Annotated in this window: 18 protein-coding genes and 1 tRNA gene; 16 read left to right on the forward strand and 3 right to left on the reverse strand. The window is 42.3% G+C overall.

The features are described from left to right. The first annotated feature begins 1 nt into the window (after position 1). From BLO53_RS15595 to BLO53_RS15655, 12 genes are all read left to right on the forward strand, one after another. Positions 2-1,504, forward strand: a complete 1,503-nt coding sequence (locus BLO53_RS15595; RefSeq protein ID WP_176757316.1) for an SH3 domain-containing protein — start codon at positions 2-4, stop codon at positions 1,502-1,504. 365 nt (positions 1,505-1,869) lie between these two features. Further along, complete coding sequence (locus BLO53_RS15605) at positions 1,870-2,247, forward strand: GntR family transcriptional regulator (protein ID WP_026488215.1); 378 nt, start codon at positions 1,870-1,872, stop codon at positions 2,245-2,247. A gap of 70 nt (positions 2,248-2,317) precedes the next feature. Beyond that, positions 2,318-4,876 carry an ATP-dependent Clp protease ATP-binding subunit gene (locus BLO53_RS15610; RefSeq protein WP_092063649.1) on the forward strand — a complete coding sequence of 853 codons (2,559 nt, stop codon included), beginning with the start codon at positions 2,318-2,320 and terminating at the stop codon, positions 4,874-4,876. A gap of 102 nt (positions 4,877-4,978) precedes the next feature. Next, complete coding sequence (locus BLO53_RS15615; RefSeq protein ID WP_026488217.1) at positions 4,979-5,386, forward strand: hypothetical protein; 408 nt, start codon at positions 4,979-4,981, stop codon at positions 5,384-5,386. A 65-nt stretch (positions 5,387-5,451) separates the two neighbouring features. Next, complete coding sequence (gene radA / locus BLO53_RS15620; protein WP_092063652.1) at positions 5,452-6,831, forward strand: DNA repair protein RadA; 1,380 nt, start codon at positions 5,452-5,454, stop codon at positions 6,829-6,831. Between the two features lie 121 nt (positions 6,832-6,952). Then, a complete protein-coding gene (locus BLO53_RS15625) occupies positions 6,953-8,713 on the forward strand; it encodes a hypothetical protein (protein ID WP_143003259.1) in 1,761 nt (586 codons plus the stop codon). A 135-nt stretch (positions 8,714-8,848) separates the two neighbouring features. Continuing rightward, on the forward strand, positions 8,849-9,940 hold the full coding sequence (locus tag BLO53_RS15630; protein WP_026488220.1) for a hypothetical protein: 1,092 nt from the start codon (positions 8,849-8,851) through the stop codon (positions 9,938-9,940). A gap of 21 nt (positions 9,941-9,961) precedes the next feature. Continuing rightward, positions 9,962-10,936 (forward strand): transglutaminase domain-containing protein, encoded by a 975-nt coding sequence (locus BLO53_RS15635; protein ID WP_207648483.1) that lies wholly within the window; start codon positions 9,962-9,964, stop codon positions 10,934-10,936. Positions 10,937-10,952: 16 nt separating this feature from the next. After that, positions 10,953-11,465, forward strand: coding sequence for a hypothetical protein (locus BLO53_RS15640; protein ID WP_092063662.1), 513 nt, complete (start codon positions 10,953-10,955; stop codon positions 11,463-11,465). 17 nt (positions 11,466-11,482) lie between these two features. Further along, positions 11,483-12,148 (forward strand): hypothetical protein, encoded by a 666-nt coding sequence (locus BLO53_RS15645; protein ID WP_092063665.1) that lies wholly within the window; start codon positions 11,483-11,485, stop codon positions 12,146-12,148. A 192-nt stretch (positions 12,149-12,340) separates the two neighbouring features. Continuing rightward, positions 12,341-13,417: a substrate-binding domain-containing protein gene (locus tag BLO53_RS15650; RefSeq protein ID WP_092063668.1), complete on the forward strand. Its 1,077-nt coding sequence runs from the start codon at positions 12,341-12,343 to the stop codon at positions 13,415-13,417. Between the two features lie 224 nt (positions 13,418-13,641). After that, a tRNA-Pro gene (locus BLO53_RS15655) sits at positions 13,642-13,714 on the forward strand. Between the two features lie 76 nt (positions 13,715-13,790). Here the strand turns inward: BLO53_RS15655 and BLO53_RS15660 are convergent. The 3 genes from BLO53_RS15660 to BLO53_RS15670 form a co-directional block, all read right to left on the reverse strand. Beyond that, positions 13,791-15,107, reverse strand: coding sequence for a tyrosine-type recombinase/integrase (locus BLO53_RS15660; protein WP_092063671.1), 1,317 nt, complete (start codon positions 15,105-15,107; stop codon positions 13,791-13,793). A 157-nt stretch (positions 15,108-15,264) separates the two neighbouring features. Next, complete coding sequence (locus tag BLO53_RS15665; RefSeq protein WP_242875393.1) at positions 15,265-16,659, reverse strand: DNA primase family protein; 1,395 nt, start codon at positions 16,657-16,659, stop codon at positions 15,265-15,267. Continuing rightward, positions 16,631-17,209 (reverse strand): CHC2 zinc finger domain-containing protein, encoded by a 579-nt coding sequence (locus BLO53_RS15670; RefSeq protein ID WP_092063701.1) that lies wholly within the window; start codon positions 17,207-17,209, stop codon positions 16,631-16,633. The genes BLO53_RS15665 and BLO53_RS15670 overlap by 29 nt, the downstream gene beginning before the upstream one ends. Positions 17,210-17,908: 699 nt before the next feature. On the opposite strand from BLO53_RS15670, the gene BLO53_RS15675 reads away from it, so the two are divergent. The 4 genes from BLO53_RS15675 to BLO53_RS15690 all read left to right on the forward strand — a co-directional run bounded on the left by BLO53_RS15675 (position 17,909) and on the right by BLO53_RS15690 (position 21,128). Then, positions 17,909-18,481 carry a hypothetical protein gene (locus tag BLO53_RS15675; protein WP_092063674.1) on the forward strand — a complete coding sequence of 191 codons (573 nt, stop codon included), beginning with the start codon at positions 17,909-17,911 and terminating at the stop codon, positions 18,479-18,481. Between the two features lie 106 nt (positions 18,482-18,587). Next, complete coding sequence (locus BLO53_RS15680; protein WP_092063677.1) at positions 18,588-18,983, forward strand: BlaI/MecI/CopY family transcriptional regulator; 396 nt, start codon at positions 18,588-18,590, stop codon at positions 18,981-18,983. A gap of 243 nt (positions 18,984-19,226) precedes the next feature. Further along, positions 19,227-20,267, forward strand: a complete 1,041-nt coding sequence (locus BLO53_RS15685) for a M56 family metallopeptidase (RefSeq protein WP_176757317.1) — start codon at positions 19,227-19,229, stop codon at positions 20,265-20,267. A gap of 12 nt (positions 20,268-20,279) precedes the next feature. Beyond that, positions 20,280-21,128 (forward strand): hypothetical protein, encoded by an 849-nt coding sequence (locus BLO53_RS15690; RefSeq protein WP_092063683.1) that lies wholly within the window; start codon positions 20,280-20,282, stop codon positions 21,126-21,128. The last annotated feature ends 31 nt before the right edge of the window (positions 21,129-21,159 follow it).

Here is a 21,159-nt window from a genome sequence, read left to right on the forward strand (position 1 = left end):
TATGAATAAGTTGGGAAAGAGAGTAGCAGGCATTATGCTTGCTGCAGGCGTTGCAGTATCTTTATTTGTTGCTACACCTGTTACATCCATGGCTTATACTACATCAGGTAAGGTTGTATCCGACAATGTCAAGGTTAGAGAATCTGCCAGCACAACTGCCAAGCAGGTTTCTTCTCTCAAGAACGGAGATGTTGTAGATATCGTAGATGAGGCAACAGATGCTTCAGGTTACGTATGGTATAAGATTTTCGTCAACAAGAGCGAATATGGATATGTTAGAAGCGACCTGGTTTCCAAGTCAGGCGGATCAAGCAGTTCTTCTAATACTACAACTACAAGTACCAGCACCAGCACAACAACTTCAACTGCTTCACTTCCTGAGACACAGGTTACAGCAACTGAGCAGAAGAGCGCTACAGTAACATCTGAGAGTGTTAACGTCCGTAAGGGTGCAGGCACAGCCTATGATTCAGTAGGCAAGGTAACTAAGGGACAGACAGTTACAATTACAGGTGAGGCATCTGGAACAGATGGCAAGACTTGGTATCAGATAACTTTTGGTGATGGCAAGACAGGCTTTGTCAGAAATGATCTTGTAGCTATTTCTGAGGGAGCACCTGCTGAGAACACAGAAACTACTGAGAATACAGAAGGCGGCGATAATGCCGGTGCTGAGAATGCAGAAACTCCTGCAGAGGGAGAGGCTTCTCAGGAGCAGAGTGAGAGTCAGCCTGCTACAACTACCAGCCAGACTCAGGGAGATGGCAAGTATTCTCTTGTTTATTCAGCAGAGGAAGATGGTTCAGGTATCTGGTATCTGTACGCATATGATGAAGGCGGACAGGGCGGATACAGAGTAAAGGTTGATGATCTTATCGCTGCAGCCCAGAGCGCAGATGCAGTCAACAATCTCCGCAAGCAGAGTGATAACTACAAGAAAATAGCTATTTTCCTGGGAGTTCTTGCAGCAATTCTTGTAGCAGTTATCGTATTCCTTATCATCAGGCTCAGAGATTCAGTCTACTATGAGGACGAGGAAGAAGAGGAAGAGTACGACCGCTACAGCACAAACCGCAAGCGCCCATCTAGAAATGAAGAGGAGAGACCTCTTAGAAGAGCTGACAGAGGTTCTGATGAGGACAGACGTCCTAGAAGCAGAAATGAAGAGCCAGAGAGAGCGTCCAGAAGACCTGAGAGAGAGGCTGAGGAGAGAACAGTAAGACCTACCAGAAGACCTCAGGGAGAGGCTGATGAGCGTCCTGTAAGAAGACCTGAGAGAAATGCGGAGCGTGATTATGTACGCCCATCAAAGAGAGTGGCAGATGATCGCGATGCTGAGCGTCCATCAAGACGTCCAGCCCAGGAAGATGACAGGCCAGTTCGCAGATCCACAGAGGAGCGCCGCGCAGCTGAGACAAAGGAAGAGGCACCAAAGCGCCGCGCCCGCAACTTCGTAGGGGATGATGACGACTTCGAGTTCGAATTCCTTGATCTTGATGATTAAAAACTTGCGCAGTTCTGCGTAATAAAAACACATAAAAGAAGGAAGACATACTGATTGTCTTCCTTCTTTTTTCTAAGATTGGGGATTTTTATATGATTCACAAAGACAAAACATTGCTCAAAATCCCACAAATGTGCAGTTCTCGGACGAGCAGCATGATTTGCAGGTTGAGAGAGCAGATGGAGGTCGACTGTTATGAACAACGCTGAAAGGAGACCTTCATCTGTGAACGAATCCAGGCAAATCAGCGCGCAGACGAAAACAAGCATTTGTGGGATTTTGTGCATATTTAGTAGTGATTAGCCACCCTTGAAATATCTGTAGCATCTGTTATACTAAAGTTATCACAGAAAAGGAGGCGCTTTATGATCATAGAAATAGATTTTAATAGTGATGAAGCTATCTATGTTCAGCTATGTAACCAGATCATATTGGGTATTGCCACGTCTCAGTTTCGTGAGGGTGAGCAGCTTCCTAGCGTAAGGCAGCTTGCGGAGACAATTGGTATCAATATGCACACTGTCAACAAGGCCTACTCTATCTTGCAGCAGGACGGCTTTGTCAAGATAGACAGAAGGCGTGGGGCTATCATAGCCATTGATATCAACAAGCTTCAGGCACTGCAGGAAGCCCAGTCTGAACTGGCAGTTGTACTTGCAAGAGCGATATGCAAGGGAATTGGCAGAGAGGATATTCATGGACTGGTGGACAAGCTCTACGATAACTATGAGCGTAACTCATGAATGGCAGAAAGATAGTGCAGTATAGATTGCACTTATGCTGCTGAGGAGATTTGTAGAAAGGAAATAACAAATGGATTCACAGTTTACCGTTATGGCGGCTGACGCTCTTAAACTTGCTAAGCGCACAGCCAGAAGCCTTAAACTTAACTATGTGGGTACTGAGCACATCCTGATGGGACTTATCCTTGAGGATGGAAGTGTCGCATCCAGAATTCTTATCGATAATGGAATCGATGAGAACAGGATGATGGATATGATAAGAGACCTTATCGTTCCAGACAGCAGCGTTCGTACCCTTGATAAAGACGGCTTTTCTCCAAGAGCTGAGAAGGTTCTTGAGGAGGCCCACAGGATGGCAGAGCGTTTTCACGCTGACAAGACAGGCACAGAGCATATTCTCCTTGCTCTTATCAAGGAAGGGGAGAACGTAGCTGTCAGACTTATCAGCACACTCAATGTTCCTGCTCAGAAGATTTATGCAGAGACTCTTGCTGCAATGGGAGAAGACCCCAATCTGGTGAAAGAGGACCTTGGCAGAAAGGCAGCTCCTAAGGCTGGCAAGAAGGCATCTATCCTGGCCCAGTACAGCCGTGATATGACAGCTCTTGCTCTTGAGAATAAGCTCGATCCTGTAATCGGAAGAGAGCGTGAGATCAAGCGTGTTATCCAGATTCTCTCAAGACGAACCAAGAATAACCCTTGCCTTATAGGTGAGCCCGGTGTAGGTAAGACTGCAGTAGTTGAGGGGCTTGCCCAGAGAATTGCTGCAGGCGATGTGCCGCTTACTGTTCAGAATAAGAGACTTGTAACTCTTGACCTGTCTGGAATGATCGCTGGTTCCAAGTACCGTGGAGAATTTGAGGAGAGAATCAAGAAGGTTATCAAGGAAGTATCTGAAGATGGCAATATTATTCTTTTTGTAGATGAGATGCATACCCTTATTGGTGCCGGTGGCGCTGAGGGTGCTATTGATGCCTCCAACATCCTTAAACCTTCTCTTGCAAGAGGCGAGATCCAGATGATTGGTGCCACAACCATCACTGAGTACCGCAAATATGTTGAGAAGGACGCAGCACTTGAGCGTAGATTCCAGCCTGTAAATGTAGATGAACCTACCAAGGAAGAGGCTACAGAGATTCTTAAGGGTATTGTTGGCAAATACGAGGAACACCACAAGGTTACAATTACTCCGGAAGCCATCAAGGCCGCTGTAGATCTTTCTGAGAGATATATCAATGACAGAAACCTTCCAGATAAGGCGATTGACCTTATCGATGAGGCTGCCAGTGCAGTAAGACTTCGCACTATGGGTGTATCACCCAAGGTTAAAGAGATAGAGGATAAGATCAGAAATCTCGATATTGAAATTGAGGATGCTCTTAAGAACAGTGATTTTGACAAGGCCGGACAGCTTAACAAGGAGCAGAATTCACTTCTTAGTAAGCTGGGCAGAGCCAAAAATGCTGAGAAAAAGAAGGAGCAGAGCCAGGGCTTTATAGTTAATGAAAATGACATTGCGGAAGTAGTGGCTGAATGGACCAGAATCCCTGTCAAGAAGATAGCTGAGAAGGAGACTGAAAAGCTTCTTAAACTTGAATCAGTGCTCCACAAGAGAGTAATTGGACAGGAAGATGCTGTAAAGGCCGTATCCAAGGCTATCAGAAGAGGACGAGTTGGACTTCAGGATCCTAACAGACCTATTGGTTCCTTCCTGTTTTTGGGACCTACTGGTGTAGGTAAGACAGAGCTTTCCAAGGCTCTTGCGGAGGCAATGTTCGGAGATGAGAATGCCCTTATAAGAGTTGATATGTCAGAATATATGGAAGGTCACTCCGTATCCAAGATGATTGGATCACCTCCAGGATATGTTGGTTTTGACGATGGCGGACAGCTTTCTGAGAAGGTCAGAAGACATCCTTATTCAGTAATTCTTTTTGATGAGATTGAGAAGGCTCATCCTGATATCTTTAACGTACTGTTGCAGGTGCTGGATGATGGCCATATCACAGACTCCAAGGGCAGAAAGGTCAGCTTCAAGAATACTATCCTTATCATGACTTCAAATGTTGGAGCCCAGAAGATTGTAGACCCCAAGAAACTTGGATTTGGCGCAGGCCAGGATGCCAAGAAGGATTACGAGGACATGAAGTCAGGAGTAATGGAAGAGGTTAAAAAGCTCTTTAAACCTGAATTCATCAACCGTATAGATGAGATCATGGTATTCCACACTCTCACAGAAAAAGAGATGATGGATATTGTTACACTTCTGTCTCAGAATCTTGCCAAGAGATGTAAGACTCAGATGGGCATTGATCTCACAATAACTCCAGCAGTTAAGAAGTTCCTTGTGACCAAGTATTCAGATGCCAAGATGGGTGCAAGACCTCTTAAGAGGGCTATACAGTCCACTATTGAGGATGCTATGGCGGAAGAACTTCTTAGGGGCAACATTAAGGCTAACAGCGATGTTACAGTATCGCTCAAGGACGAGAAGATTGTTTTTACAACAGGAGAAGGCAGAACCTCTGTCAAAAAGGCCAATGTAAAGACTACTAAGACTACTCGCAAGGTGAAGAGTAAGGCTGCGATTACTACCAAAAAGCCCGCTAAAAAATCAAAAAAAGTTTAAAAAGATTTAATTTTATATATAGGCCTTATGCTTTATAATGAAGGTGCAGAAATGCAGACAACATATTTTCGAAGTAGTCAGATTTCACTTAGGAGGTAATTTATGGCTGTCGTAGAGGAGCTTCTTCGAGCTGAGAAGGATGGAAGCATTAGCTTTGGTAATTACAAGCTTCCAGAGAAACAGAAAGTTGAGAATTTTGAGCACAACGGGGATTTGCTCAAGGTCAAGACTTTCAAGGACATCACAAAGCTTGAGAGCAACGAGAATTTCGTTTATGAATCTGTTCCGGGAACAGCGGTTCTTGGATTTAAGGAAACAGATAAGGGAGTAGAGTTTAGTGTAGAGGGCGACAGTGATGCCCAGATCACACTTGGACTTCTTGAAAACACAGAGTACAGCGTATTCGTAAATAATACCAGTATCGGTAAGATGAGCACAAACCTTGGGGGAAAGCTTAATCTCAGCGTTGAGCTTTCTGGAGGAAAGGCTCAGGTAAGAGTTGAGAAATAAGAATTAAGTTAGTTTAGGGCTTTCCGCTTATTGCGGAAAGTCCTTTTTAGTTTATTGGAGGGAAAATGGCAACTAAGATAAAGACAGTTTTCTTTTGCCAGAGCTGTGGCTATGAATCATCCAAATGGATGGGGCAGTGCCCAGGATGTAAAGAGTGGAATACCTTTGTTGAGGAAACAGTTAAGCCTGCGGCCAAGGCTGTGGCTAACAAATCAGCATCTGTAGTTTCTGGAGAATATACAGCACCTGTTTCTTTGTCCCAGATAGTCATGAAGGATGAAGACAGGGCGGATACTCATATTGGTGAACTTAACAGAGTACTGGGAGGAGGCCTTGTAAGAGGGTCTCTTATTCTGGTTGGCGGAGATCCGGGTATTGGTAAGTCTACACTTCTTTTGCAGGTGGCAGGCAATCTTTCTGGTGACAAAAAGGACATTCTATATATATCAGGAGAGGAGTCTCTTAGGCAGATCAAGCTTCGCGCCAATAGAATAGGGGATTTTTCTGAAAGTCTTAAGTTCATGTGCGAGACCAATCTTTCGAATGTAGAGGAGGCTATAACCCGCACTAAGCCTGAGGTTGTTATAATCGATTCTATCCAGACCATGTACAGTGAGGCTGTTTCATCAGCACCTGGCAGCGTGTCACAGGTTAGAGAGTCCACGTCAGTTCTTTTGCGCATTGCCAAGAGCATGAATGTTTCTATCTTCATAGTGGGCCATGTGACCAAGGAAGGGCAGGTAGCAGGCCCAAGAGTCTTAGAGCATATGGTTGATACGGTTCTTTATTTTGAGGGTGACAGGCATGCTTCCTACAGAATCTTGAGAGCGGTCAAGAACCGTTTTGGCTCCACTAACGAGATTGGAGTTTTCGAGATGCAGGAAAAGGGGCTTGTTGAGGTGACTAATCCTTCTGAGTTTATGTTAGATGGAAGACCAGAGGGGGCAAGTGGATCAATAGTTACCTGCTCTGTAGAGGGAACAAGGCCTATTCTTATAGAGGTTCAGGCCCTTGTATCTCACACTAATTTTGGCTTTCCAAGGAGACAGGCTAACGGCACAGATTATAACAGGGTTAATCTCCTTATGGCTGTATTGGAAAAGAGAATTGGCCTTCAGCTTGGGGATTTTGACGCCTATGTGAACCTTGCTGGTGGCATGAAGGTGGCAGAGCCGTCACTTGACCTTGGAATCTGCCTTGCAATCATCTCTAGCTTCAAGAACAGGCCAATAAGCGATGATGTGGTGGCCTTTGGAGAAGTCGGCCTATCTGGAGAGGTCAGATCAGTTAATATGGCTGAGAGCAGAGTTTCAGAGGCTCTTAAGCTTGGATTTAAGACTGTGATCGTTCCTAAGGCTCTGGAGAGTAAGCTTAAAAAGAGCTTTGAAGGCATCGAGATAATTGGAGTCTCTTCAGTTAGCGATGCCATGAAATATGTATCATAAAAATCTCAAACAAATCAAAAAATAGTTTGAATATGATTGAATCTATGATTTTTCTTTTGATATTATATTCGAGTATGTTGATTATAGATTTTGGTAATACGATTAGGGAGTTGTGAATTAGATGTCGAGGAGGAAATTTATATCGCTGGTGAGGGTTTTGTTATCACTTCTTGTGATAGCTGCAATGGGGAGCAGTAGGGTTATTTCTTTTGCCGGTGATTATGACCAGACCTTAATATCTGTGGAAGAACCAGAACAGGCCGTGTATGAGAAGGGGGATCTTGAAAGCTTAGATGATGAGAGTACTACAGAGATTTCTTTAGAGGAAAATCTGGAATCAGAACATGCTGATGAGGCTATTACAGATACATCTGATGAGGGGAATCAGATCGATATATCTGAGAGCAAGACTATCATAATTGAAATTGGTGAAAGCGAGGAATATTTCGCAGGTCCATATACAGAGGATGTATGTTTTTATATTCGAGGTGGTATAGATGCTGAGATTCCATATGAACCGGCACCACATTCTTCTGCTAATTATTCTGATGCTATGAGAGTTAATAATGCTGTGAAATATACTGGAACAGTATTAGGACAAGATCTTGAAAATAAAGAGGACAATCTGGATGAGGATGGCTACACTATAAAGAATGAAGTGACCACTTGTCTTTTGGCCAGGCCAACGCTTGAACAGATACAGGAGGTTGCGCCTGAGTTTGACCCGGCTAAGCACTACATAGTCTGGTATGTTATAAAGAGTACCACGACTGCTGCGCCAAATGCTGATGTTTGGGTACATGTGGACGGAGTTATCAGAAGCAGGGTTTATTCTCAGTATGGTGATAATCCCACAGAGCCTACAGAACCGGAACCTGGAGAGAATCCGATTGAAGAACCTGTAGAAGAGACAGTTTCGTCTGATTATAGTTTTAATATCTATACCAAGAACTTTGCAGAACCTTTTGAGTATGACGGGCAGGAGCATATTATTGGTGGATATGTCATAGAGGTTCTGGACAAGGAAACGGGAGAACTTCTGCAGGAATTTGACTATGGGCCTTACGGAAACAGGCTTGGGATGCGGATGTCATTTAGGACAGAAGGTGAAAGCGCCCTTTCTGGCACCGTTTTTTCTTTTGCTGGAGCAACTTATAAAGTAAATGTGGACAGTGCATATTTGTCTGTGACAGAGCCAGGATTGTATAGCATTCCATTTTTGAGCGGTGGGAAAGAGATTTCACTGGACGATATCAGAATTTGGGATGAGAGTGGCAAGCTTATAGATACTGGGATCAGCAAGAATCCCAAGGGCGGAAGTGACAAGACAGAGGTTTCAAAACGCAGTATTACTGTAACTGCTGGAAGTACAGTCCAGAACGATGACGGGCAGACTCTTACAAACGATAAGGTCAATATAACGTCCGGAAGCCTTATAGAGGGCCACAAATTGGTAACTACGATTGTGGGAAGCCAGACAGGTCCTGGAACATCCCTTAATGAGATCACAAGCTATGACATAGTTGATGAAAATGGCAATAGTGTCAAGAAGTTTTATAATGTCAGTCTTGTAAATGGCCAGCTTGTACTGGTTCCTGTATCAGGAGAAGATTCTAATGGAATCAACAGCACTGGATCAGCAGTTACAAGTATTCTTGTAAGGGACCAGGAGAAAACTACTGTAGATAATAAACCGATGGTTTTAGGTGCACAGAGGGATGGAGACGGAAACTCAGAGAGCATTGATGGGCAGAGAGCCCACGGGGTGCGAAGTTCAGAAACTTCAGATGAAGGAATTCCGTCTGGAGCAAGGCTTAGCCTTATCATCCTGTGTGTTATGATCATAATGGTCATAAATATTAAAAGAAATAAACAAAATTAGAGTTAAATAAATTTGAAAAAGTGTCGATAAGATTAATGTATGAAATCTTGTTGGCACTTTTTGTGTTGCGAAAAAACAAAATTTTCTTAGAACACAAGAACACTTCACCACAGGTATGGTGACGGAGGCTTTATTATGTCTGGTAGTTTTCTTAAAGGATCTTGTAAGGTTATCACCTGTTTTGTTTTGGCAGTGGCAGTTCTTTTGCACTCTCCTATAAGCTGCAGAGCCTATGATGATACGGTTTCTTTATCAGAGGATACCTATAATACGCTTATCAAGGGCACTACTGTGTATAATGGCGTGGATTACGGGGCAAAGTATGGATATAATCCGCTTTACTATTTCCTGAACTACAATGATCTTCGAATTGCATATGGGGCTAATCCAGCCAAGCTGGTTGAGCATTATGCGATTTATGGTTTAAAAGAAAACAGAGTAGCTAACACGCAGATAACTAGGGGCGCTCACTCCTGGGGCAGTAGCAATGAGTACATTGTTCCTTCCTATCAGCTGACCAAGGATAAGAAAGATGGAATGGTAGTTATTCCGGAACAGCTCCATGGTAACGGAGGCATGAACAGACGCCAGGAGACAGAGGCAAGAAGCGTTGCCAAGCAGCTTGCGACCAATATTTACAACCAGGTAATGGCCGCTAACAGCAGTGACAATAATAAGAAGAGCAATAAGAAGGATGCAAATGCTTCTCCGGTAAATGAAATCCAGATGGTAGCCTATGCAACGGGAATAGTCCAGGCATACTGCAATGCGGGAAAAGAACTGACAAGGGAAGAAGTGCAGAGCACTAACAGCAAAGTATACAGGACTGCTTATGGAGTCTTTTGTGCACATGAGTTTACTAGCGCAGGGGCAACGAGAGCGCTGGGGCTTATCCTTGATTACCTTGATGCCATGATACAGCAGAATTATCCGGGGGCACCTCCGCTTAAATGGGTGCATATGAATGCAAATACCTGGGAGCAGCAATACTGCCAGATTGCCTGCGATAATCACGAGGCATACGCAGATGCAATCTATGGAATTGCCGGTTATGGCAAGCATCCTCTGCAGGGCGGCGTAGAGCAGGATATACAGAAATATGTAACTTATGCAACAATTTCCCAGATCATGAATACAAGGCCGCCATATGCTGATAATGGCAAGGCTAGTACTCAGGACCTTCCTAAAAATGCGAACCCTATGAAGGGCGTATCCAATGACTACTAATCTTTTTGCGGGGATATGATGATGAAAAGTATGTTTGCCAGAGTTATATCTTTGGCTATGGCGGTAGCTCTTTTAAGCGCCAACACAATTACATGCAGGGCTTTTGCAGGTGATGCCGGGGAAGTCATTGACTCTTCCACTTTCAAAAGCAACTATAAGATCACTACAATCCACATAGGAAGTGATGTGTATGAAATCACAGCAAATGCTTTTAGAAACCTGATCAACCTTCAGGCTATTACTGTAAGTGCAAATAATCCAATATATGCTTCTTACAGCGGGTGTTTATATGACAAGCAGATGACAGAACTTTTGTGCTTTCCACCGGCTCTTTCGGGGGCTTACATCCCTGACACGGTGGTTTCTATAGGCGAGTATGCTCTTCACGGTGTGCCACAGGATTTAAAAGACAGTATAGTTTCTGTGGTTGAAAGCCAGGCTCTTGAATATGGACCGGAAGTTGATGCTCCGGGAGCACATTTTGTACATGATGGTGGAACTGTTAAGTGGAAATGCGCTGATGGCACTATCATCGTGCCAAACACCAGCCTCATGGCTATGTCTGCAGCTCTTTTAAATGATTGTACAACAATGAATATGAGAAGAGTGGACAAGCTCCAGAGCACTTTTGATTATCTTACCGAGATATTATCTTATGAGCGTAGTACGGAGATACCTGCGGGCGACTGGGCTGAGGATTATGCAGAAAAAGCTCTTTCAACGGGTAAGGCTAATTGCTATGGATATGCTGCAGCTTTTGCTTATCTGGCCAGTGGCCTTGGCTATGAATCAAGAGTTTGCGTAGGAACAGTCACTTCAGCACTTGGAGGCAGGACCCTACACTCCTGGACAGAGGTAAGACTTGGAAACCGATGGTATGTCTTTGATCCGGAGATGCAGGATGCAAAGGGTGGGGGCTACTACAAGCAGACCTATGATAGCTACCCTGCAGGACCGCTTGAAAAGACTGGAAGCTTTTCGGTGAGCTTTGAATAATTATCATGGAGGATTTATGAGACGTTTAGCTTTTATTTCATTAACTATATCAGGATCGGTGCTTTTGCTGTTTTTGGTGAACCTGCTTCTCTTTAACTATGTTCCATCCTATCATGACGTGCTTGAGATGGCAGTTGCAGGAGACAGCCAGATTCCGATGGTTGTTATTGATGAAAATAACGAAGCTGTTGTGATCAGAAGAGATGAGATGACTTTTGGAAATAGCAAGACTTCAAAGGCACTTAGTGTGCTGGATACTACAGAAATTGGGATTGATGAGAGTGTTCCTCTTACCGGGACTATAGATTCTAGTGCTCAGGAGCTGGAGGATGAAATGGTTTCCGGGCAGCAGGCAGAAAAAGATGATGCAGATCAGAAGAAACAGTCAGGCACTGGAAAAGAAGATGCTAAGGCCCAGGAAAAATGTGAAAAGCGCGTAGTTGATAAGAAGTATTACGAGGACTGCGGTAGCGATAAAGGCTACTGGGTCATTACCTATGAGGATGGCACAACCAGCATTGAAAAATAAAGCACTGGGGGCTACATATGCATCAGGTGACAAATATTTCTTATGGAGAAGGTTCGGTAAATATAGTTCTTGATTCCTCCAGTCAGATGGAGGTTATAGCACCAGAGTTTCGCTTTGGTGACTATTCGAGTGTTGTAACATCCTGCTTTACTCAAAAAGAACTTGAAAGGATAAGTGAAGGTGAAAATGCGCTTCTCACCTTCTATTTTGTTGTGTCAGATGAGGTGGATGATGAGCAGCTTCTGGCTCAATATAGCGAGGCAATAGAGAAAAATGAAGAGCAGATAGGAAAGCTGACTGAAGGAATATATTTGGATGTCAAAGCAAGCAAGACAATATCTGATGATAAAGAGAATTCTTTAGTAACGCTTTCTTCTGATGTCGATGTACAGATGGATATTCCACTGTATCTTATAGGTGAGGGTAGGTCATATTTCTTTTTATCAAGCAATATGGGAAACTGTGAACTTATTGAAGACGCCTCTCCTGACGCGGATGTCCTTACCATCAGCACAGATATTATGTGTCCAGGGGTCGTGCTTTACCAGGATATTGGAGAAAGTCTTGTAGAAAGAGATGACAAGGTTTTTAGTATAAAGACAACGCATCTGGCAATTATAGGAATTGCTGCGCTGGTGATATTATGGGCTGTTCTCGACCACTTGCACAAAAATAGCAAGTGATGGTAAAAGGCTATTTGGAAAGTACAAAATAATTGCTGGAGTATGACTCAGACAGTGGGATACTAATGCTGATGAGAGCCGTACTAATGAGAATAGTCGGAAATTATCTTCTATATTTTCATAATCTGTGATAATATTAGATACGTTGCTAAAATTAGTTTTTTTAGCTTAAGCAGTGCGGGGCGTTTTGTAATGAAGAAAAAATTAGTTTGCTATATGGTTATGGCAGCCCTGGCTTTTTCCCTACTAGTGGGGTGTTCTAGTCAAGTAGTAGAAGAAAAGCCGCAGGAAGCTGTAACCCTTAGTTCATATAGTGGAACAAAGGTGGGAGTGTGTATTTATCAGATTTCTGATAATTTTATGACTCTGTTTAATAATGAACTCGTTAATTACCTTGTTTCTAAGGGATTTTCCAAGAATAATATAATAGTTTATGGCAGTGCTAACAGCGAATCTATCCAGCTATCACAAGTTGAGAAGCTGATAGACGAGGGAGTTGATGCGCTTATAATCAATCCTGTTAATTCCTCTGTAGCCCGAGCTATCACTGATAAAGCGGTATCTAACGGGATTCCACTTGTATATATCAACCGTGAGCCTAGTGGAGAAGAGGAACTCAGGTGGGAAAATTACGGTTTTGATGTTACTTATGTAGGGTGCGATGCCAGACAGTCAGGCATTTACCAGGGGGAACTTGTTCTGGACCTTGGATTGGATGAACTTGATAAAAATGGAGATGGAGTAATTCAGTATTTCATGATAGAGGGCGCTCCAGAGAATGTTGATGCTGGCTACAGAACTATGTATTCAGTCTCGACTATCAAGAATGCCGGTGTTGAGATGGAATGTCTTTTGGATGAGGTTGGAAACTGGGACAGGGTAACTTCCAAGCTTCTTGTAAGGGAGGGACTTTCTCAGGGACTTATCCCGGAACTTGTTATATGTAACAATGATGCCATGGCCCTTGGAGCAGTGGATGCAATTAAAAGTGGAAAACTTGTTCCAGGCAAGGATATCTATGTGGTTGGAGTTGATGCTCTTCCGGAAACTATTGCAGCTATTGAAGATGGTGACATTGCTGGTACAGTGTTTAATGACTATATCCTGCAGTCCCACAGGGCAGCAGATGCTGTGATGAATTACCTTCAGGGAAATGGTAATGAGCATTATGTCGGCTGCGACTACAAAAAGGTCAGCGCTAAAAATGTCCAGGTTATCATGAAGATGATCCTAAATAGTGGTAGCGGAGACGGGGGACAGGACAATTGACACCGATCTGGCTGCGCTAGATGTGATTAAGACTGCACTGGATGTAGCTGCGAATATATCGTAGATAGAAATGTGCAGTACAGTGCGTATTTCTTGTAGAACAGTGATGGGGATAGCAATGATGGGCAAGTTTTGAAAAATAAGGGTTGCTTTATTTTTGCTTGCGTTATATAATGAAAAACGTCGCTGATTCAAGTACACTTGTTACTTGGACTAGCAAGAATCGGGGTGTGGCTCAGTTGGTAGAGCACTATCTTAGGGAGGTAGGGGCCGCGTGTTCGAATCACGTCACTCCGATTGCCGGAAAGCCGCTTGTTTAGCGGCTTTTTCTTTGCCCTTTTTTAGAATTTGTTTGACCAAATGTTTGACCTGATCAGCCGAGAAGTTCCTCGAGACATTCTTTTGACAGTGTTCTGTTATTCTGCTTGTTATAATATCTGGTCATAGTACTGTCTGCATGTCCTGCGGTTACTCTTATCTGATCCTCAACCATTTGCATAGAATATGCTTCTTGAATTGCTCCGCGTCTCTGTGCATGAGTTGACATAGGCTCTATGCCAATATCACTGCAATACATCTTAATATGCTCATTAACGCGGTTAGTGCTGATAGGAAGATTACCTTTACTGTTAAAAACATATTTCTTTTGACCATTGATAAGATAAAGCTCTTTCAATATGTGAAGTGCCTTATCTGTCAGTGGAATTTCTCTAGCCACTTCATCGGCCTTTAAATGTTCATCATCAACTACTACAAGTTTTCCATCAACTTCTCTTTTAGATAATGAGTGCTTTATTGTTAGTGTCTCTTTTTCAAAATCAACATCATCCCAAGTGATTGCAAGCCACTCACCAACTCTTTGCATTGATGTAAGCCAGAACCTTATGGCAAGTGAGTAAACTGTCTGCTTTGGAAGTGCCTTCAGGTGATTTTCTAGGCTATAGCGCCAGTCCTTGGAAGTTGCCTTCTTCTTATCCATGCTCTTGGCTTTCTTAGGACACATGTTGTTTGGAAGAGAAATAACTGGATTGATTGTTATTATCTTCTGCCAGATAGCATAGTCAAAAGTTTGCTTAAGCACGCTCTTAGCCTGATCAATCTGTCTTGCGTTGTACTTCCTGCTTGCAGTAAGTCTTTTGAAGGCGTCAATGATATCCCCGGAAATCACAGTCTGTATGGGGAGAGTAGAAATCACATCCTCTGCCCAGTACTTGTTCCAATACTGGTCCTTGCGCCTTGCAGTGCTGGTTGGATAGGTAATAGCTCCATCATTATCAACTATTGGTGTGTGATTATGCTTTGAAAAGAGATTAAATACATCCTGTACAGAGACAGTACTGTTGTATGTATCTGCGACAGGGAGCATCCTACCAATGACCTTCTGATATAATGCTTCTACAGAAGTTGCTGATATCTGCTTTCTCTTGCCATCCTTTGTGATAGACACTAAATATAAAGTTATATTCGGCTTTTTGACAGTGGTTATCTTTTTCCCAAGCTCTTTTTCGATAGCCTGGATCTTGAGTTGTAAAATCTGTTTTTCCAAATCTTCGATAACAACACCGACTGAGTTTATAGTAGCATAGTCGGCATCGGTTTCCAATCGGAGCTTCTTGGAACTTAGTATTTTTATCTGCTCAAAGATATCACGCTGTGAAATTGGGTTTGCATCCTTTTCGGTTAGAATCATATATCAGGCTCCATAAGGCATTTTAAAGGCATATAAAAAGCCTATGTAACCCTTTTCCGTACTGGACTTAGGCACATAGGCACATGATTTGCAACTTGATTGAGATATTTTGTTGTGATTTATAAGGAGCAACTTCAAAAACCAATGCCTATATGCCTTATGCGCCTTTGAACTTCTCAAAAGGCACATTATCTACGATATGATTGGCATACAGGCCTTTGTATCCTCTGGCTGTCTTTCTATCTATGGATACGTTCTTGAGGTAGGTTATTCCAAGCTTAGAGGCACGTTGCTTGACTTCTCTGGAAAATGAGTTTTCAGATCTTGGCTTAACAAGGTTTTCGCTAGCCCAAAGCATATAGGCCTCATACAAGTCCTTTGTTGTACAGAGGGCTTCTTCCTTGAAAGATATATATCCTTCTGATTCAAAGAAATCCAGGATGCTATCCTCATCCTTACGAAGCTCTGTTTGATTCTGAACAGTACGCGCGCTTATTGTGAAATGAAATTCATTGGCAATCAGCCTCTTTAATCCTTCAAGACACCAGAGGACAATTCCCTCTGTCTCTGATGTGAGCTTTTCCGAAAGGTTTCTGTCATCAATCCTGTTTTCAGATTTTTCTTTTACCCGGAGAGTTATCTGTCTTCGGTAGAATCCATCTGACTTATCATAAAGAGAATTAAGAGAGCCATTACCAAAAGCCATTATCCTGACGTTTAGGTAGCCCTGGTAGCTCTGCTGACCCTTACGTTCAAGGTTCATCTTATCTTCCATGGTAACCACAGCTTTAATGATGCCGGTATCGGAAAGAGCCTCCATCTTCATATCATCATCAATCATAAGGAGCATGCCTTCCTGATCCGCCAAAGCAAATCTGTTGCTCGACAGTGTATTAACGCTGCATACAGTCATGTTATTTCCAAGAAGATTTCTGCAGACAAAACCGACTCTGGACTTGCCTTCACCACCGCTACCTACAAGAAGGAGCATTGCCTGGGCTTTGGTTGTGGGGATAAAAATGTATCCCATGAATTCTTGAAGAGTAGCAATATCTTCAGGGAAAAGAAGTTCATCAAGAAATTTAAGCCACCTTACAGGCTCTTTTGCATTTGGATTGTAATTTATAGGCAAGCGGTTTGAACAGAATTCTTTTTCAGGGATGAATCCACCATCAATAAAATAGGTTCCGTTCTTAAAATGAACCCTGTCTGTATGTTTTGGCATTGAATCGCAAAGGACCTCATAGCGTATGGCATCAAGAACCTGCTTAGCCTTTTTTACTATGTTGGTTTTTACGTAAGGTTTCAGAATATCAACTATTTCCTTTTTGAGTTTTTCCTCGCTGACAATTCCATCAATGTCATAAAAGATTCCACCAACATATTTAAGTGGATGTCTTCTGATGAACCATGAGCAGAACTCCACCTCATCAATTCTGTTTGCTTTTTGATCAAACCAGTTAACTTCATCACTGGCAGATTCCAATTGCCTTGCTACATTAAGCAGAGCCTTCTTTGTGTTTTCATCTAAGCTGTTCCATTCGTCTTTCAATATCTATTACCTTCCTTCCATAATTTGTAATTAAAAAAGCTCTGTCAGAAATATTTCCGTAGAGAATTGTATCCAGAAGATTCTCAATCAGATCTATTTCCTTCAGAGCTTCGCAAAAGTAAGGATGCCATTCATGGTTTTCATCCTTGGGAGCATATTCAGTTTTCCATTTTTCTAACAGATGCAGGTAATCACATAAAACAAGATAACAATGCTTTTCAATTTCTCTAAAAAGCTGCTCGTTTGATTTTGGAGGAGATGTATATTTTGGTGGAGCATGGTAATTTGTGCTTGCGTTCAAACCAAAGTCTTCACAAATTTTAAGTGCAGCATCTTTGGGACTAAGTCCAAAATGCTTTGAGACAAAATCTATGGCATCACCTTTTTCGCCGCAACCAAAACAGTAGAAGTTCTTATCAATCTTCATACTGGGAATCCTATCATTATGGAACGGACACCTGCACATACCATTACGATTAATCGCAATTCCATATCTTTCTGCTACCTGGCGAGTTGTAATATTCTCTTTTATGTCTTCGAAAATACTCATTTTTTGGTTGGTTGTCTTTTTCTTGATTATATATTCAAAACCTCCTTTAAACCCAGCAGTGGCGCCGCTTCTCAAGAATCCCTACGAGGGCTATAAAAAAGTGGCAAGCAGTGCATTTGTGGGACAAATGCCATTTTTTGCTTGTTGGGGCGTAACGCCCCAAACTCCATTACACCTCGAAAACTCGGAACGGCGCATTCGCTTGTTTTACATTTTTTACGTTACGCTTATTTGGCAAAAACAAATAAAAAAGCAACCAGGAAAAACTCCTGATTGCTCTGATTGAGACGCCTACATTTTATTCTTTTTCTTATACTATTTTAGCTCCTGTAGAATTGTTTTCAATGGACAAAGTTAGGACAAAGTCGGGACAAAACTGTGACAAAATTGGGACGTCCACAACAGTATTTTATAATAGAATGCATTAGAGCTAATACTCTACGCATTTTAAGTTTAAGCAATGTAATTTGAATTTAAAAGTGCCATTTGGTTGCCATTTGGGTTATTTTTGGGGACATTTGGGGACGCTTTTTTACAAATATTAACGTGCTAAAAATAAGAGCATTGTACTTAGAATAATAAAAAATGATAACAACTATTAACTATTAACGATTGTTATCCGATAAATAAGTTGTAAGGATAACTATACATATTTTTAGACACTTTATGGATAGAAGCATAATACACGGAGGTAGGCAAATGGCTTTATCAAATGTAATGACAAGATCACTCATATCTGCCAGCAGTTCCATGAAACAGGTTAAGGCTCAGCATGCAATAAAATCACAGATGGACGGAAAAGCCGGAGTACTGGAAGCAGAAATCAAGCTGGATTCCGGTAGAGGTGGAGACGTTACAAAAAAGAAAGAAGAACTGGAGCACATACAGAAAAAAGCTACTGAAATAGGTCAGCAGGAAATGTCACAGTTATCTGAGCTTAACAGCAACATGAACGAAGCAGCCAAAGCAGATACTGAGGAACAAAAGCAGAATGAACGTATTGAAAAGCAGCGCGAGAAGAAACGTGCTGAGAGAAGAGAGCAGGCCGAGCAGCTTCAGGAACAGATTGCTGAAAAGGCTTCCGGAAATGTTCAGATTCCTGGTGAAGGCGAAGAAAAACAGATTACTGTTGCCGGCGTAGAAGTTAAAACTAAGTCAGCATCAACTTATAATACCAGTGTTCCTCACATCGATGAGAGAGTAGCGCCCACAACTCCTTCAGAAGTATCTGCAAGCATTTCAGTTAATCACAGCTTGGATATAAAGACTTAAAATCTTAAATGTTTATTAATTTGCGTTTATAATTAATGTTTGTTATTTCATGTGTTATCCTATAAATAGAGAAATAATCTGATTAAGCACATGCGGGAGGTATATTATGCCAAGAGAAGAGATGCTTCCAAGTGAAAGCGAATGGATGATCATGGAGGTGCTTTGGAGATGCGGCCATGACCTTACATCTGCTGAGATAACAGACAGACTTCCGAAGTCTTCCAAGATGACACAGAGAATGGTAAGAGTCCTGATAAACAGACTTTGCAAAAAAGGAATGCTTACATATACCGTGGATCCGGATGATAGCAGGGTTTATCACTATACAGCTGCAAGAGGAAGAGAGGAGTGCCAAAAGGCAAAGAGCAGTGCTTTTGTTGAAAGCTATTTTGAAGGCAACAGGCTTTCAGCAGCATTTGCATTATTAGATAAAGAAAATCTATCTGAAGAACAGATAAGGGAACTGGAAAACCTAATAGCTAAGGCTAAGAAGAATAAATGAGTCTCACGGATGAGCGAAGGAGCAGTTATGCAGGGAATGCTGTTATTCTTTAATAAGCTATATGGATTTTTAGAATTTGTATGTGTCTATTTCGCGACCATACTTGGTTTTTGTGCAATCATATCGATTTTGGTTTTGGGAATCATTATGATTCTGCGAAGCACGCTGTTTTCTAAGAGCGTTTTTGGAAAGGCTGCTTTGTGGTGTCTATTGATTCCCGTTATTTTTTGTGGGAAGCTTCATATGTATTTTGAGACTAAGGCTGGTTTATATCTGATGCTTTGGTGGCATAGCCTATGTATAAGTCACAAATGGATTGGCATGGTTTATGTCATCGGTATATTAGCAATTGGCTTCAGGTTTTGGTGGAGAAGGAAAAAACTTTCAGATTCAGTAAATCGTCTTTATGATTCTGCAGAGTATAGATCAAAATATGTTATCAAGGTGTTCCCCGGTGAACTGGCATCTTTCTGCACTGGATGCATAAGACCTGTAATTGTTATCCCTGAAAGCATTTCATCAGATGAAGCCGGGGTTGTCATAAAGCATGAAGAGACGCACATTATGCTCGGACATCTTTGGATACTCCTTGCATATGATATTCTGCGAGTTATGCTGTGGCCTAATCTGTTCCTGCATCTTTGCGTAGGATATATGAAAAGAGACCTTGAGGACATCTGCGACACAGTTACAATCCAGAGAAGCGGAATTGATGCATGTGATTATGGCGAGACAATCTTAGGATGTGCCAGGAATATGATGCATACAAGGAAAAAGCTCGGTTGTGAGGGCGGAATGTCTTTTGCGTGGGATGACAGCTATAAGATTCTGAAAAAAAGATTGGAAAGGATCGTTGCCAGAAAAGCCTATAATCTAAAGATTCTATCTATTGGTGCAGTTGCATTAGTGATTCTGGTTGTAGCTTCAGTAGGAATCATTAAAGCCAATTCATATAATAGGACCAATGATTTGGGAATGATAAGTGGCATTTGTTATACAGGAAATGTACAGAAAATCTATACAGATGTGGAAAAATCAATCGTAGTAGATTTTGATGATGATTATATTTACGTGGATGGAAAGGCTCTGTTGGAGCAATATCCTGAGGCAAAAGGAACAGATGAATGGTTTCACATTTCATCAGGCGGCTATTATAAGATCCCCGGAATCGGCGGCGGTGGTGGATGGGCAGAGATTAATGCAAGCGAAATCCATGACGGACTAATCAAATTGCCAAAGCATACAGATATGGATATCTGGGAGCGCATTATCATGTGGCTGTAAGGAGGTGGTCATGTGAATGGCGGATGGGAAGTAAATGTAAGCGGAAATACAACGCATTACAGAAAAAAACTCTATGATGCCTACGGTAATCATGTTGGAACTATAGGAATCTGTAAACCGACAAAGCAGACCGGAAAAAAGAAAAAAGCAGCTCTATACAGTTTCAAGCAGGTCTCGTCGCAGGTGCTCGCTGCAAAGACATCAGGGAAAGCCGCACAGGTATCAACGAGCATAAGGATGAAGATAGGTCTTTTGCGTAAGCAGCTAAAGAACGGCGACTATGATGAAGAAGAAATCCTAAGGGCTATACTTCATGCGGAAATGGTCCAGCGTGCCTGTGACAAGAAAAAGAAGAATCTGAAGATGGAAGAACGGGCAGAAAGAGGCATTGAAAGTGAAGAAGAAATGCCGCTTGAGCCGGAAGAAACCATTGATGAAGAGGCTTCTGAGGAAGAAATTAAAGAGCTGGAACAGGAAGAGTTTGAAGCTCTTATGGAAAAGCTGGAGATGGCTGCTGAGGATATGATGGAGATGGCAGAAGAAACAGCTGAGCTTGATGAGGATCTGGATGAGATGGCAGAAGCTCTTTCAGGATCTATGACACCGGAAGATCTGGAGCAGCTTAAGGTGAAACACAGATCGGATGAAGCAAGGGACATTCTGAAAGCTGACCTAAAATATCTGAAAGCCTTGTTTGACAGATTACAATCGGAAAAGGAAAACGCTGGAAAAGCCTCATTAGCTGGAGGATATGACTGCGGAGTTTCGTTGTCACTTGGAGGAATGGATATGCCAGTAACCACCACATCATCGCAAAGTATGTCGGTGGAAACAGGTGGATCATTTGATGCCACAGTTTAAACTATTTTTTTACGGATACTGCTAACAAATG

It is taken from the genome of Butyrivibrio sp. INlla14, assembly GCF_900102515.1.
In the GTDB taxonomy this organism is placed as follows: Bacteria; Bacillota; Clostridia; order Lachnospirales; family Lachnospiraceae; genus Butyrivibrio.

What these genes read in the sequence shown, in the direction of transcription:
- BLO53_RS15595 (WP_176757316.1), top strand. Translation starts at nt 2, where the DNA reads ATGAATAAGTTGGGAAAGAGAGTAGCAGGCATTATGCTTGCTGCAGGC.
- BLO53_RS15650 (WP_092063668.1), top strand. Translation starts at nt 12,341, where the DNA reads ATGAAGAAAAAATTAGTTTGCTATATGGTTATGGCAGCCCTGGCTTTT.
- BLO53_RS15680 (WP_092063677.1), top strand. Translation starts at nt 18,588, where the DNA reads ATGCCAAGAGAAGAGATGCTTCCAAGTGAAAGCGAATGGATGATCATG.
- BLO53_RS15610 (WP_092063649.1), top strand. Translation starts at nt 2,318, where the DNA reads ATGGATTCACAGTTTACCGTTATGGCGGCTGACGCTCTTAAACTTGCT.
- BLO53_RS15685 (WP_176757317.1), top strand. Translation starts at nt 19,227, where the DNA reads ATGTATTTTGAGACTAAGGCTGGTTTATATCTGATGCTTTGGTGGCAT.
- BLO53_RS15660 (WP_092063671.1), bottom strand. Translation starts at nt 15,107, where the DNA reads ATGATTCTAACCGAAAAGGATGCAAACCCAATTTCACAGCGTGATATC.
- BLO53_RS15670 (WP_092063701.1), bottom strand. Translation starts at nt 17,209, where the DNA reads ATGAGTATTTTCGAAGACATAAAAGAGAATATTACAACTCGCCAGGTA.
- BLO53_RS15675 (WP_092063674.1), top strand. Translation starts at nt 17,909, where the DNA reads ATGGCTTTATCAAATGTAATGACAAGATCACTCATATCTGCCAGCAGT.
- radA (WP_092063652.1), top strand. Translation starts at nt 5,452, where the DNA reads ATGGCAACTAAGATAAAGACAGTTTTCTTTTGCCAGAGCTGTGGCTAT.
- BLO53_RS15645 (WP_092063665.1), top strand. Translation starts at nt 11,483, where the DNA reads ATGCATCAGGTGACAAATATTTCTTATGGAGAAGGTTCGGTAAATATA.
- BLO53_RS15630 (WP_026488220.1), top strand. Translation starts at nt 8,849, where the DNA reads ATGTCTGGTAGTTTTCTTAAAGGATCTTGTAAGGTTATCACCTGTTTT.
- BLO53_RS15615 (WP_026488217.1), top strand. Translation starts at nt 4,979, where the DNA reads ATGGCTGTCGTAGAGGAGCTTCTTCGAGCTGAGAAGGATGGAAGCATT.
- BLO53_RS15640 (WP_092063662.1), top strand. Translation starts at nt 10,953, where the DNA reads ATGAGACGTTTAGCTTTTATTTCATTAACTATATCAGGATCGGTGCTT.
- BLO53_RS15605 (WP_026488215.1), top strand. Translation starts at nt 1,870, where the DNA reads ATGATCATAGAAATAGATTTTAATAGTGATGAAGCTATCTATGTTCAG.
- BLO53_RS15635 (WP_207648483.1), top strand. Translation starts at nt 9,962, where the DNA reads ATGAAAAGTATGTTTGCCAGAGTTATATCTTTGGCTATGGCGGTAGCT.
- BLO53_RS15625 (WP_143003259.1), top strand. Translation starts at nt 6,953, where the DNA reads ATGTCGAGGAGGAAATTTATATCGCTGGTGAGGGTTTTGTTATCACTT.